The sequence below is a fragment of the Citrobacter sp. RHB20-C16 genome (assembly GCF_013890155.1).
Lineage (GTDB): Bacteria > Pseudomonadota > Gammaproteobacteria > Enterobacterales > Enterobacteriaceae > Citrobacter_A > Citrobacter_A amalonaticus.
Window position 1 is genome coordinate 4,583,055 of the sequence record NZ_CP057630.1, and the last position, 13,868, is coordinate 4,596,922.

The following is a 13,868-nucleotide window of genomic DNA, read 5'->3' on the forward strand; positions in this document are numbered from 1 at the left end:
AAAAAATTCACGTTAGTGGGCTATACCAGCGGACAGCATCATGCTTTTCAGCCATTGTAAGCGGGCAGCGTTCTCCGGCAACATCGCCAGCCCCGCCTGAATGCTGAGTTCACCCTCGCTCAGTGGTCGAAAAACCACGCCCTGACGCTGAATAGCGGCAAAGGAAGCAGGGAATAAGCTCAGACCATCGCCATGGGCTATTCGCGCCAGCAGAACGTCATGCTCCAGCGGCTCTTCAAGACAGGCAGGAGCGTAACCCACACGCCTAAAGCGTGCCCGCGTAGCGTCAAAGAAGGCCGGATTTCGTTCCCGGCTAAACCAGAACAGCGGCCGGTGATTAAGTGCTTTCAGGGAGAGGGTGTCACTGCCAGCCTCTGACCAAATGGCAGGTAGCGCTGCGATGAGCGGCTCACGCCAGTCGAGCGGCGTGACGGCAAGTCCTGCGGTCTCCAGCGGCAACGCCACCACGGCAGCATCCAGTTTTCCGCGTCGCACCTGACGTATGAGATCGGGCGAGCCCTGGCGCACAAGACGCAGGGTATCAACACGGGTATTCAGTTGCGTTTCCAGCGCGGCGAAAACGCCCTGCTCAAATGCCGTCGTCAGCCCCAGACGCAACGACTGCACGCCGTCTGGCGCAAGCTGATTCAGGGCCGCATAGGTTTTATCCTGCTGTTCCAGCAGCGGACGCACGATCTCCAGCACGCGCAGCCCCTCATTCGTCAGCGTCAACCCTTTGGTATGACGGACAAACAGCGTCACCCCCAGACGTTCTTCAAGCTGGCGTATATGGCGGCTAAGCGGCGGTTGCGACATAAACAGTCGCAGGGCTGCCCGGCTCATGTTGTTCTCTTCCGCCACCACGGCAAAGTAACGCAGCAGGCGAATATCCAGAGAGTGCAGAAGCGGTGTTGTCATACCGAAAAGGTATCACGGAAACGGTATTATCCAAATCATTCCACCCACCCTATCCTCACGTCATCACTAACAGATGAGGAAGACACTATGCATTCAGAACGCTTTATCACCGGTCAGAACATGCTACAGCAGGTTGATGGCAAAGGCGGCGATGCCGTCGTCGAGAGCCTGAAGGACATCGCTCCCGACTTCGCTCGCTATCTGATTGAGTTTCCTTTTGGCGACATTTATTCCCGCCCCGGACTGGATTTACGCAGTCGGGAAATCGCCACCGTCGCCGCCTTAACCGCACTGGGCAACGCCGCACCGCAGTTGAAGGTTCACATTGCTGCCGCGCTGCATGTCGGGTTAACGCAGGAGGAGATTATTGAGGTCATGATGCAGATGGCAGTGTATGCCGGTTTCCCGGCGGCGCTGAACGGTCTGTTCGCCGCAAAAGAGGTGTTTGCTGGTCGGTAACACGCCGGACAGGATGCTGAAGCATCTTATCCGGCCTGAATTACGCCCGAACCATCGGCCGGATAAGCGCACTGCGCCATCCGGCAAAAAACTACAGCAGCTGCGCCAGACGGTTAATATCCGACTGAATCGCCCCGGCAGTGACGTCACGCCCGGCACCGGGCCCGCGGATCACTAACGGGTTATCGCGATACCAGCGGCTTTCGATAGCAAAGACGTTATCGCACGGCAGCAGCGCTGCCAGCGGATGCTCCGGGCGAACCGCTTCCACGCCAACACGCGCTTTGCCATTGGCGTCGAAACGCGCCACATAGCGCAGTACCAGCCCCATTTCACGGGCCGCTTCCAGACGCTGCACCATCTGATCGTTCAGCTCATCGCCATTCTCAAAGAAGTGGTCGATTGAGCCTTCTTCACAATGCGCGGGAACCAGCGACTCAACGCGGACCTGATCCGGCTCGATGTCGTAGCCTGCTTCGCGTGCCAGAATCACCAGCTTGCGCATCACATCTTTACCCGACAGGTCAACGCGCGGATCCGGCTCCGTCAGTCCCTGTTGCCAGGCCTGATCCACCAGATCGGTAAACGGCACAGAGCCATCAAACTGCAGGAACAGCCAGGACAGCGTGCCGGAGAAGATCCCGCTGATCGACAGGATGGTGTCGCCGCTGTCGATCAGATCGCGCACGGTGTGGTTGATCGGCAACCCCGCACCCACGGTCGCGTTATACAGCCAGTGGCGCCCGGTCTTATCAAACGCGTCGTGGATCTGGCGATACTTATTGCTGGTGCTCGCCCCAGCCAGCTTGTTGGCGCTGATGACGTGAAAACCGTGGCTGGCAAAGTCGAGATACTGATCCGCCAGCTGTTCGCTCGCGGTCACATCCAGCACCACCAAATCGTCATACGGGTGTGCGCGCATCCACAGGAACAGCGACTCTTCATCCTGTTCAATGGCTTCATCATTGAAGAACGCCAGCGCCCGGCTGGCGTCCAGCCCTTCGTAGTTCAGCAGGCTGCGACGGCTATCCACCACCCCGGCCAGCACAAATTCAAATCCGGTACGCGCCGAGAGCGTGCTCTGCTCGCGGGCAAACAGCTCAAGCCAGCGGGAGCCGATGTTGCCCTTGCCGAAAAGCACCAGGCCGATGCGTTTTTCAGCGCGGAAAATGGACTGATGCAGACCCTGAATCAGGCTCTCCGTTGGGCCGGTACGCAGTACGGCCACCAGGCTGATGCCCTCTTCCGACTGCCAGGTAAATTCTACCGGCTGTCCTTTCAACTGTTGCCAGAAACGATGGCAGTGCAGCGGGTTACGGGTGACGCCTGCGCCCACCATCGCCACCAGCGCCAGCCCCTGACGCAATCGCAGTTCACCCGGCAGACCGGCTTCATCGAGGATTCGCAAGGCGCTGTCGGCCACTTCCGAGGTATAGCAGAACTGCAGCAGATGACGATCGGTATGGACGCCAACGGCCAGCGGACGCACCTGCGCCCGCTTGAGGACCTGATCGATATCTTTATGCGCCTGCTTAAAGTCATGGCTGGCGGGCACCTGAAATTCAATCAGGCAGACGTCATCATGGCTGGTCACGATACGCGCACCGGTCCCGGAAGCTAATACACGCTCAATGCGCGTGGAACCTTGATCTGGCGTATAACTACAGCGCAACTGGAGATCGATATCGCTGCCAGAAACCGGCTGCAGCGTGCGGGCGTGCAGAACCGGCGCCGCCAGACGCGCCAGCTCGCTGGCTTCATCCAGACGCAGCAGCGGCAGCAGGCAGGCATCTTTGACTTTACGCGGGTCAGCGCTGTAAACGCCGGCCACATCACTCCAGATGGTAACGCGGGAAACGCCCGCCAGCGCGCCAATCTGCGTGGCGGAGTAGTCAGAACCGTTACGGCCCAGCAGCACCGTTTCACCCGCATTACTACGACTGATAAAACCGGTCACGACCAGACGTTTCTGCGGATGCTGGATCAGCAGTTGCTGTAATAACGGGTAAGAAAGCCCTTCATCCACCTGCGGTTGCGCAGCGCGCTCAGCGCGTAAGAATTCACGCGCATCCAGCCAGGCCGACTCCATGCCCTGCTGATTGAGCACAGCCGACATCAGACGCGCTGACCATACTTCACCGTGGCCCACGACTTCCGCATAAACGGCGTCATTCACGCCGCTGTCCAGCAGATTGGCCAGACGTTCCAGATCGCTGATAAACAGGCTGGTTAATGCCTCCGCCACGTCGGCGGGAAGCAAGCCGCTAATCAGTTCACACTGATAGCGTCGCAGGGTCTGTTGTACCTGATGCGCAGAGAGGCGATCGGTCTGACTTAATTTCAGCCAACTGATCAGTTGGTTGGTCGTACTGCCCGCAGCGGAAACCACCATCATGTCGTCAGGCTGTGAGTATTCCGCCATGATGCCCGCGACGCGCAGATAACACTTCACGTCAGCCAGACTACTACCACCAAATTTGTGCAGTTGACGACCCTTCGCCCCTGCCTGCGCAATCACACTCATGTTTACCCCTTGTTTGCAGCCCGGAAGCCATTTTCCAGGTCGGCAATTAAATCTTCGCCATCTTCAATACCCGTGGAGATACGCAGCAGCGTCTCGGAGATCCCGGCGGCCGCACGCGCTTCTGGCGCCATGCCAGCATGCGTCATCGTTGCGGCGTGAGAGATTAAGCTTTCCACTCCCCCTAAAGATTCCGCCAGCGTAAACAACGACAGCCCACTCAGGAAACGACGCAGCGTCTGCTCATCGCCATCCAGTTCAAAACTCAACATTGCGCCAAAGCCTTTCTGCTGACGCGCGGCAATGTCATGCCCCTGATTTTCTGGCAGCGACGGGTGATACAGCTTTTTCACCAGCGGCTGGGTTTGCAGGTAATCGACGATCGCCTGTGCATTACGCTGCGCCACTTCCATGCGCGGCGACAGCGTACGCAGCCCGCGCAGCAGCAGGTAGCTGTCAAACGCGCTGCCGGTCACGCCGATATTATTCGCCCACCAGGCCAGTTCGGTGACGATTTCCGGATCTTTGGCTATCACCACGCCCGCCACGACGTCAGAGTGACCATTCAGATATTTCGTGCATGAATGCAACACCAGATCGGCGCCCAATGCCAGCGGATTTTGCAGCGCCGGGCTTAAAAAAGTGTTATCGACAACGCTGACGGCCCCGGCTTCACGTGCCAGTTGACAGATTTTCGCAATATCCACCACGCGTAACAGCGGATTACTCGGACTTTCTACCAGCACCAGTTTAGGTTTTTCTGCCAGCGCGGCCTGCAACGCCTGCTCATCTCCCTGATCGACAAAGTGCACGCGATAGCATCCGCGCTTCGCCAGGCTGTCAAACAGGCGGTAGCTGCCGCCGTAGCAGTCATGTGGCGCAACCAGCAGATCTCCGGGCTTCAGGAACACGGTCGTCACCAGATGAATCGCCGACATACCGGTATTGGTCAGTACTGCACCCGCACCGCCTTCCAGTTCGGCCAGCGCACGCTGGACCACATCGCGCGTCGGGTTACCGCGACGGGAGTAGTCATGGGCGCGCGGCTCATTAAAACCGGTAAAATTATAGGTACTGGAAAGGTGAATCGGCGGAACGACGCAACCGTACTGTTCGTCGTCATTTAACCCGCTACGCACTGCGATGGTGGCCTGTTTACGCGTCATGTTAGGGTGTTCCTGAGCTGAGTCGATGAAAAGTCAGGTCCCAGAGTAAACAGGTTAACAATAGACGTCAATACATCTGGACATCTAAACTTCTTTGCGTATAGATTGAGCAAACCGGAAATAGCCGTTAAAATTATCTGCATTAGCGCACAACTACAGGTGCTTAATCCGTGTCACGGTATCGCCTGTACGGTAAACTATGCGGAATTACGGCGAGTAGGCATACTAATAGTATGGTCTTGCCCCATATTAATGACGAAGAGGATTAAGGTATCTCATGGCTGAATGGAGCGGCGAATATATCAGCCCATACGCTGAGCACGGTAAGAAGAGTGAGCAAGTAAAGAAAATTACGGTTTCCATTCCTCTGAAGGTGTTAAAAATCCTCACCGATGAACGCACGCGTCGTCAGGTGAACAACCTGCGTCACGCCACCAACAGCGAGCTGCTGTGTGAAGCGTTTCTGCATGCTTTTACCGGACAACCCCTGCCAAACGATGCAGACCTGCGCAAAGAGCGTAGCGATGAAATCCCGGAAGCGGCGAAAGAAATTATGCGCGAACTGGGCATCGACCCGGAGACGTGGGAATATTGATGCAGAAAAGAGCAGAAGCCACGCTTCTGCTTTTTTTCATGGTGATTATCGGTTTGGCTCTCTCGGATCAGGCTGGCTGATGGTACTGCGCCTTCTGCCGGTTTACATAACCAATCGTATTGTTTCCCCACAGCTGTTCGTACGGCATACCAGCCAGCATCTCCACGGTCTGGCGCGCCTGAGGTGTGATCGCGTCCGGGGTAACCCCTCCGGCCTGACGCATTTTCAGTGTCTCTTCGCGCAGTACTTTGTGCGTTTTCAGGTTTAATCGAAAACGCAGTGAAACCAGGAATCCCATGCAGAGCACCGCCACCGTACCGAAACTCAGAATCAGCATGATGGTATGGCTGACACCCGGCACCTGAGTGGCCTGTCCTGAGACAAAACCGGAATACTGCATCACAATGCCGACCAACATTACGGCACCGGCCTGAGACGCTTTGCGAGTCAGGGTCATGATGCCCGCAAATATCCCCTCGCGACGCTGTCCGGTGATGACCTCATCCACATCCGCAATATAGGTATAAATGTTCCACGGGATATAATTGATGCCGCCGCGCCCCAGACCGGCCACCGCGGAAATCAGCAGCAACAGCGCCGAATTGTCGCTCATCCCGCTATAGTACAGTGCGGAGTATGACAGCGCGCCCAGACCAAACAGCAGCACCACCACACGATACGACGGCGCCGGGCCAAAACGGATACACAGCGGGATCATCGCCATCACGGCGATAAACTGCAGGATCGCCATCGTCCCCATGAGATTGGACGCCAGCGTTGGGCTTTGCATCAGCACGAACACCACGTAATAGGTAAACACGGCGTTAAAAACGTCCTGCGCAATATAGCCGCCGAGATACATCCCGAGATGCAGACGAAAAATTCGAATGCGAAACGTTGAGCTCAGCTCAATCACCAGGCGATGCAGACTCTGCCCCAGAGTCAGCTTTTGCGCCTGCACCGCCAGCTCTTCCGCACTACGTTCACGTTCCCAGGTAAAGATCCAGACGAAAGTCAGCACCACGGCACACATAATGGCGAACACCAGGCTGGCGTAAAAGAAGGAGATGGCATTGTCCTTACCAAAATGGTTCAGCAAAATACCGGGTAAAAAAGCCGCCAGGATCGCTGACAGTTGCGCCATCGCGATACGCGCCCCGGAAAACTTCGTTTTCTGCCTGAAGTCGTCGGTCATTTCCGGAACCAGCGTTTCATAAGGCACCAAAATCATGGTGTAGACCACGTCGAACAACAGATAGGCGGCCAGATAATACCAGTAGCTCATTCCCTCCATCCACATCAGGCTATAGGAGAAAACGCAGGGAATACCCAGTAAAATAAAGAACTTCCGTCGACCAAATCGTTTTCCCAACCACGTATTGCCAAAGCTATCCGTCAGATATCCCATCAGCGGACTGACCACCGCATCCAAAATTCTCGCCATCGCAAAAATAAACGTCGCCTCTATTGGTGTTAATCCGCAAAAGGTGGTGAAAAAATATAATAACCATGCCGCAGTCAGCGCGGTTGTCCCTGCGCCAAGACAATCACCTGAGCCATAGGCGAGGTAATTCACAAGACCTATTTTTCGCTTATTCATCTGGATTCCCTGATTATTAAGCATGAAGTACGCGCGGCAAAAAAATACGCTTACCGCACAGGAATATGTCATAGAGAAGAATTTATTAATCAGAAAGTATAACCAATACCAATACGATAACGTGTCTGACGATCGTCGGTTGTCGCTGTATTATAGCCGGAAGAGACGTTACCCACTTCAGCAAAAGGAATCCAGGAACCTATTTTATAGGCAACGCGAAAGTTAAGTTCATAGTCTTCTTTTTTATTATTATATAAATCTTCACTGTCTGCGATTTTATAAATACCGTTCAGTTCAAACATCCAGTCATGAAGGTTATAGCCCAACCAGGCCTCCGGGCGATAAACCATTCGATCATCTCTGACTTCTGAATTGCGACGAGTATACTCAAAACGATAGCGGAATGCCGTCCACCAGCTATCATTGATATTATATTGCACACGCAAGTACGGCTTATAGATTGCCTGACCTTCATCTGTTTCTATCGCCAGTCCCGGTTGCCAGACAAGGTCTTGCCAGGTGAACTGGTAACTGGCCGTGTACTCGTTACCGTTCGTCTCCATGTTATTAACCGGATGTTTTGGATCCGAATCATCAGAGCGCGAAATCGCTTCTACCGCAACGCCAAATCCACTGGCAAAACGATGGGACATATAAACACGGTCATAGTTACGTCCGTCGTCATAATATTCATGACGATAATCTACGTAGCCAGCATGAGCGGCTCCAGATAATATTGGAATAAGTAATAACGCATATCCACGCTTCATAGCAATCCCTCTCAATAGAATACATCAAAAACAATCTGACCTTATCAACATCACAACGATAAAAATGCAATGATGAAAACAAGGATAATTTTATATTACGAAGTGAAGTTTATTTAAGTGGGAAAGTTAAAACCTTTTAAATTTTGCCAGCAAATAAAAATCATGGCAAAAAAAGGAAGATAAGAGAGACAGACATCACCAACAGAAACAATTTATCGATAAATTAAAAACACCATTTCAATTTGCCATGGCGTTATTTATTCAAGACATTAATGATATATATGGAACAGATAAATTTCAGAGACAAAAAAAGCGCCAGTCGGCGCTTTTTTTTGACAGCTGAAACTTATTTGCTGCCCGGGATGTTGAAACGCTTGTTGAAGCGGTCAACACGGCCACCGGTTGCAACGTCACGCTGTTTGCCAGTGTAGAACGGGTGGCATTTACCGCACACGTCCAGGTTCAGATCGTGACCAACGGTAGAGCGGATTTTCATGACGTTACCGCAAGAACAGGTAGCAGTAATTTCTTCGTATTTCGGGTGAATATCTTTTTTCATGGGAAACCTCAGTTTAAGGCCGCGTCGCTCTTCCAGCCCTAACGCCAGACACCACGCGATGTTGATAGTATAGTTTGACACAATCAATTTGCATCAAAGGCGGCGAATCATACAGAAATTAGCCCACTCATGCAAACTGATTCGCTCGTCACCCACGACTAATGTGTATACTAACCCGCCAGATTTCAAGTCAGGACGATTTATGCCCGTAGCGCGCGTTGCCTTACCCGTTCCGCTTCCCCGCACCTTTGACTATCTTCTGCCGGAAGGCATGAGCAGCGTCAAGGCAGGATGTCGCGTGCGCGTGCCGTTTGGCAAACAGCAAGAGCGCGTCGGGATCGTGGTTTCGGTCAGCGACAAAAGCGAGCTGCCGCTGAATGAACTGAAAGCGATCGTTGACGTGCTGGATGATGAACCGCTCTTTTCGACCTCTGTCTGGCGTCTGCTGATCTGGGCGGCGGATTATTATTATCATCCCATCGGCGATGTGCTGTTCCACGCTCTGCCCATCCTGTTGCGTCAGGGGAAACCTGCTACCAACGCGCCAATGTGGTACTGGTTTGCCACCGAAGAGGGTCAGGCCATTGATCTCAATAGCCTGAAGCGTTCCCCCAAACAGCAGCAGGCGCTGGCTGCGTTACGGCAGGGGAAAATCTGGCGCGATCAGGTGGCTGCTCTCGAATTCAACGATGCCGCGCTTCAGGCGCTGCGTAAAAAAGGCTTGTGCGAACTGGCGAGCGAAACGCCTGGTTTTAGCGACTGGCGCACAAATTACGCGGTCTGCGGCGAACGTCTGCGCCTGAACACCGAACAGGCCACCGCCGTTGGCGCCATTCACAGTGCGTCAGACAGTTTCTCCGCCTGGCTGCTGGCCGGGGTGACAGGCTCAGGTAAAACCGAAGTTTACCTGAGCGTACTGGAAAACGTCCTCGCGCAGGGTAAACAGGCGCTGGTAATGGTGCCGGAAATTGGCCTGACGCCGCAAACCATCGCCCGCTTTCGCGAACGTTTCAACGCGCCGGTGGAAGTGCTGCACTCCGCTCTCAACGACAGCGAACGCCTCTCTGCCTGGCTGAAGGCGAAAAACGGCGAAGCCGCGATCGTTATTGGCACCCGTTCCTCCTTATTTACACCGTTTAAAAATCTTGGCGTGATCGTGATCGATGAAGAACACGACAGTTCCTATAAACAGCAGGAAGGCTGGCGCTACCATGCCCGCGATCTGGCGGTCTGGCGCGCCCATAGTGAACGCATCCCGATTATCCTCGGTTCGGCAACGCCGGCGCTTGAGACGCTTTGCAATGTCAGGCAGAAAAAATACCGCATGCTGCGCCTGACGCGTCGTGCCGGAAACGCACGCCCCGCCACTCAGCATGTACTCGATTTAAAAGGTCAACAGGTGCAGGCAGGCCTGGCACCGGCGTTAATCGCCCGTATGCGCCAGCATTTACAGGCCGATAACCAGGTAATTTTATTCCTCAACCGCCGGGGTTTTGCGCCTGCGTTGCTTTGCCACGACTGCGGCTGGATTGCAGAGTGTCCGCGTTGCGATCACTACTACACCCTGCACCAGGCGCAGCACCACTTGCGCTGCCACCACTGCGACAGTCAGCGCCCGGTGCCGCGTCAGTGCCCCTCCTGCGGCTCCACGCATATGGTGCCGGTCGGGTTAGGCACCGAGCAGCTTGAACAAGCCTTAGCCCCCTTCTTTCCCGGCGTGCCGATTTCCCGCATTGACCGCGACACCACCAGCCGAAAAGGATCGCTTGAGCAACATCTGGCGGAAGTCCATCGCGGCGGCGCAAGGATCCTGATCGGCACCCAGATGCTGGCAAAAGGTCACCACTTCCCTGATGTGACGCTGGTTGCGCTGCTGGATGTGGATGGCGCGTTGTTCTCCGCAGACTTCCGCTCGGCGGAGCGCTTTGCCCAACTTTATACTCAGGTGTCCGGACGCGCAGGACGCGCAGGCAAACAGGGGGAAGTGGTTTTGCAGACTCACCATCCGGAACATCCGCTGCTGCAAACTCTGTTGCATAAAGGCTATGATGCATTTGCCGAACAGGCGCTGGCCGAACGCCAAACGATGCAACTGCCGCCGTGGACCAGCCACGTCATCGTGCGTGCTGAAGATCATAATAATCAGCAGGCTTCACTGTTTTTGCAGCAGCTGCGTAATCTGATCCAGGCCAGCCCGCTGGCAGATGACAAGCTCTGGGTGTTAGGCCCCGTTCCGGCGCTGGCGCCGAAGCGCGGCGGACGCTATCGCTGGCAGATTTTATTGCAACATCCATCACGAATTCGTTTGCAACATATCGTCAGCGGAACGCTCGCGCTCATCAATACCTTACCGGATTCACGCAAGGTGAAATGGGTACTGGATGTCGATCCTATTGAGGGATAATCCCCTCACGATGCGAGGCGGATCGTAAAATTTAACACCCATCACACTTTTTATGAAAATTCTGTAACCGTTTCCATTCGCTATCTGATAAAAATGTTTCCGATGTGAATTTAAACAGGGATTGTGCTGCGCCGGATTTCCCAGGCGAGGAGAAAGAGTGAAACCGAATAAGCAGGTTGCTGCCGCTACAATGAAAGATGTTGCCATGAAGGCGAAAGTCTCAACGGCAACCGTGTCTCGCGCGCTAATGAACCCGGATAAAGTCTCTCAGTCCACCCGAAACCGGGTTGAACAGGCAGCTGTAGAGGTCGGGTATTTACCGCAGGCGGCGGGACGCAACGTTAAACGTAATGAATCGCGAACCATCCTGGTGATTGTTCCGGATATTTGCGATCCCTTCTTTAGCGAACTGATCCGTGGGATCGAGGTCACCGCCGCCAGTCATGGCTATCTGGTGCTGATCGGCGATTGTGCGCATCAGAACCAGCAGGAAAAAACCTTCGTCAATTTGATCATCACCAAGCAAATTGATGGCATGCTGCTGCTGGGCTCTCGTCTGCCGTTTGACGCCAGTATTGAAGAGCAGCGCAATCTGCCGCCGATGGTGATGGCGAACGAGTTTGCGCCGGAACTGGAACTGCCTACCGTCCATATCGATAACCTGACCGCCGCCTTCAATGCCGTGAACTACCTGCATGAGCTGGGACATCAGCGCATTGGCTGTATTGCCGGGCCGGAAGAAATGCCGCTGTGTCATTACCGCTTGCAGGGCTACGTGCAGGCGCTGCGTCGTTGCGGTATTACCGTTGATCCGCACTATATCGCCCGTGGGGATTTTACCTACGAAGCTGGCGGCAATGCACTTAAACAACTGTTCGACTTGCCGCAACCACCGACAGCGGTATTCTGTCATAGCGATGTTATGGCGCTTGGTGCCCTCTCATGGGCCAAACGTCAGGGCATCAACGTCCCGGATGACCTGTCGATTATTGGTTTCGACAACATCGCCCTGGCGGAGTTTTGCGATCCGCCGCTGACCACCGTTGCGCAACCGCGTTTCGAAATTGGTCGCGAAGCGATGCTGTTGCTGCTTGACCAAATTCAGGGGCAAAATGTCAACAGCGGCTCGCGTTTAATGGATTGTGAGTTAATCCTTCGGGGTACGACGCGTGCCTTAACGTAAACCTTTCAGACACCGTGTCTGGTCAAAGGCCCGCCGCTTAAGTAACATGGCGGGCTGACGAACGAATCAATACAGCGAAACGATAGTGGCACAACGAGATTATGTACGTCGCGGCCAACCGGCACCTTCGCGGCGCAAAAAGAGCACCTCACGGAAAAAGCAACGCAACACGTCTGCGGTATCGCCCGCAATGGTCGCCATTGCCGCCGCCGTGCTTGTGGCCTTTATCGGTGGTCTGTACTTCATTACGCATCATAAAAAAGAAGAATCCGAAACGTTGCAGGGTCAGAAAGTGACCGGCAACGGGCTGCCGCCAAAGCCGGAAGAGCGCTGGCGCTATATTAAAGAGCTGGAAAGCCGTCAGCCGGGCGTACGTGCGCCCACAGAACCGTCAGCCGGTGGTGAAGTCATGAAGCCGGATCAACTGACTGAAGAACAGCGCCAGTTACTTGCGCAAATGCAGGCCGACATGCGCCAGCAACCGACGCAGCTCAACGAAGTGCCGTGGAACGAGCAGACACCGGCACAACGTCAGCAAACGTTGCAGCGCCAGGCTCAGCAACGTCAGGTTGAGCAACAGCAGCAGTGGAACAGCACGCCGCCGGTTCAACAGCCGCGTACGCAGCCACAGACGCAAACGCGTACTGCGCAAACGGCGCCAGTGCAGCAGCCGTCGAAGCCTGCCACGCAGACGCAGAAACCCGCTGCGACGTCGCAACCGTACCAGGATCTGCTGCAGACCCCGGCGCACACCACGGCATCGCAGCCAAAAACACAGCCAGCCGCACCGGTTGAGCGCGTGCCAGAGGCACCGAAGCCGACGACAGAGAAGAAAGACGAACGTCGCTGGATGGTACAATGTGGTTCGTTTAAAGGCGCAGAACAGGCAGAAACCGTGCGTGCACAGTTAGCTTTCGAAGGCTTTGACTCCAAAATCACCACCAATAATGGCTGGAACCGCGTGGTCATCGGGCCGGTGAAAGGCAAAGAGAATGCCGACAGCACCATTAGCCGTCTGAAGATGGCAGGTCACACAAACTGTATTCGACTCGCCTCCGGGGGTTGAAACCCCCAAAATCTCCCCCATCTATACTTGCATTACGCCCCGCACACCGTGCGGGGCTTGTATTCTGCATTTGTAACCAAGGGGTCTGCTCGTGACAACAATAGTAAGCGTACGCCGTAACGGCCAGGTGGTTATCGCCGGTGATGGTCAGGCCACACTGGGTAACACCGTCATGAAAGGCAACGTGAAGAAAGTGCGTCGTCTGTACAACGACAAAGTCATTGCTGGCTTTGCGGGCGGTACGGCGGATGCGTTCACGCTGTTCGAACTGTTTGAGCGCAAGCTGGAAATGCATCAGGGACATCTGGTTAAAGCCGCCGTTGAGCTGGCGAAAGACTGGCGTACCGATCGCATGCTGCGCAAACTTGAAGCGCTGTTGGCGGTCGCGGATGAAACCGCCTCCCTCATCATCACCGGTAACGGTGACGTCGTGCAGCCGGAAAACGATCTGATTGCCATCGGCTCCGGCGGTCCTTACGCCCAGGCTGCGGCACGTGCTCTGCTGGAAAACACCGAGCTCGGCGCTCGCGACATTGCTGAAAAAGCGTTGGATATTGCAGGTGATATCTGCATTTACACCAACCATTTCCATACCATTGAAGAATTACCGTCTAAAGCGTAAGGATC

At 54.7% G+C, this 13,868-nt stretch carries 12 protein-coding genes; 6 read left to right on the top strand and 6 right to left on the bottom strand.

Annotated elements, in window-relative coordinates; translation table 11 throughout:
• Window positions 1-12 precede the first annotated feature (12 nt).
• Window positions 13-918 (bottom strand): LysR family transcriptional regulator, encoded by a 906-nt coding sequence (locus HVX64_RS21880; RefSeq protein ID WP_044257480.1) that lies wholly within the window; start codon window positions 916-918, stop codon window positions 13-15.
• An 87-nt stretch (window positions 919-1,005) separates the two neighbouring features.
• Between HVX64_RS21880 and HVX64_RS21885 the strand changes: the two genes are divergently transcribed.
• Window positions 1,006-1,377, top strand: coding sequence for a carboxymuconolactone decarboxylase family protein (locus HVX64_RS21885; protein ID WP_042998934.1), 372 nt, complete (start codon window positions 1,006-1,008; stop codon window positions 1,375-1,377).
• 91 nt (window positions 1,378-1,468) lie between these two features.
• On the opposite strand, the gene metL is transcribed toward HVX64_RS21885, so the two are convergent.
• On the bottom strand, window positions 1,469-3,901 hold the full coding sequence (metL, locus tag HVX64_RS21890) for a bifunctional aspartate kinase/homoserine dehydrogenase II (RefSeq protein WP_042998933.1): 2,433 nt from the start codon (window positions 3,899-3,901) through the stop codon (window positions 1,469-1,471).
• A 2-nt stretch (window positions 3,902-3,903) separates the two neighbouring features.
• Window positions 3,904-5,064: a cystathionine gamma-synthase gene (gene metB, locus HVX64_RS21895; RefSeq protein WP_044257479.1), complete on the bottom strand. Its 1,161-nt coding sequence runs from the start codon at window positions 5,062-5,064 to the stop codon at window positions 3,904-3,906.
• A 277-nt stretch (window positions 5,065-5,341) separates the two neighbouring features.
• Here metB and metJ point away from each other — a divergent pair, with 277 nt between their 5' ends.
• Window positions 5,342-5,659 (top strand): met regulon transcriptional regulator MetJ, encoded by a 318-nt coding sequence (metJ, locus tag HVX64_RS21900; protein ID WP_042325599.1) that lies wholly within the window; start codon window positions 5,342-5,344, stop codon window positions 5,657-5,659.
• 67 nt (window positions 5,660-5,726) lie between these two features.
• On the opposite strand, the gene HVX64_RS21905 is transcribed toward metJ, so the two are convergent.
• The 3 genes from HVX64_RS21905 to rpmE all read right to left on the bottom strand — a co-directional run bounded on the left by HVX64_RS21905 (window position 5,727) and on the right by rpmE (window position 8,588).
• Window positions 5,727-7,259, bottom strand: a complete 1,533-nt coding sequence (locus HVX64_RS21905) for an MFS transporter (protein WP_044257477.1) — start codon at window positions 7,257-7,259, stop codon at window positions 5,727-5,729.
• An 89-nt stretch (window positions 7,260-7,348) separates the two neighbouring features.
• Window positions 7,349-8,029: an oligogalacturonate-specific porin KdgM family protein gene (locus HVX64_RS21910; RefSeq protein ID WP_044257475.1), complete on the bottom strand. Its 681-nt coding sequence runs from the start codon at window positions 8,027-8,029 to the stop codon at window positions 7,349-7,351.
• A 346-nt stretch (window positions 8,030-8,375) separates the two neighbouring features.
• Entirely contained in the window at window positions 8,376-8,588 is a 213-nt protein-coding gene (rpmE, locus tag HVX64_RS21915; protein ID WP_042325590.1) for a 50S ribosomal protein L31, read from the bottom strand.
• 202 nt (window positions 8,589-8,790) lie between these two features.
• On the opposite strand from rpmE, the gene priA reads away from it, so the two are divergent.
• The 4 genes from priA (at window position 8,791) to hslV (ending at window position 13,863) form a co-directional block, all read left to right on the top strand.
• A complete protein-coding gene (gene priA, locus HVX64_RS21920) occupies window positions 8,791-10,992 on the top strand; it encodes a primosomal protein N' (protein WP_044257473.1) in 2,202 nt (733 codons plus the stop codon).
• Between the two features lie 157 nt (window positions 10,993-11,149).
• Entirely contained in the window at window positions 11,150-12,175 is a 1,026-nt protein-coding gene (gene cytR / locus HVX64_RS21925; RefSeq protein ID WP_044257471.1) for a DNA-binding transcriptional regulator CytR, read from the top strand.
• 85 nt (window positions 12,176-12,260) lie between these two features.
• On the top strand, window positions 12,261-13,241 hold the full coding sequence (ftsN, locus tag HVX64_RS21930; RefSeq protein WP_042998927.1) for a cell division protein FtsN: 981 nt from the start codon (window positions 12,261-12,263) through the stop codon (window positions 13,239-13,241).
• 91 nt (window positions 13,242-13,332) lie between these two features.
• Entirely contained in the window at window positions 13,333-13,863 is a 531-nt protein-coding gene (gene hslV / locus HVX64_RS21935; protein ID WP_044257469.1) for an ATP-dependent protease subunit HslV, read from the top strand.
• Window positions 13,864-13,868: the final 5 nt, after the last annotated feature.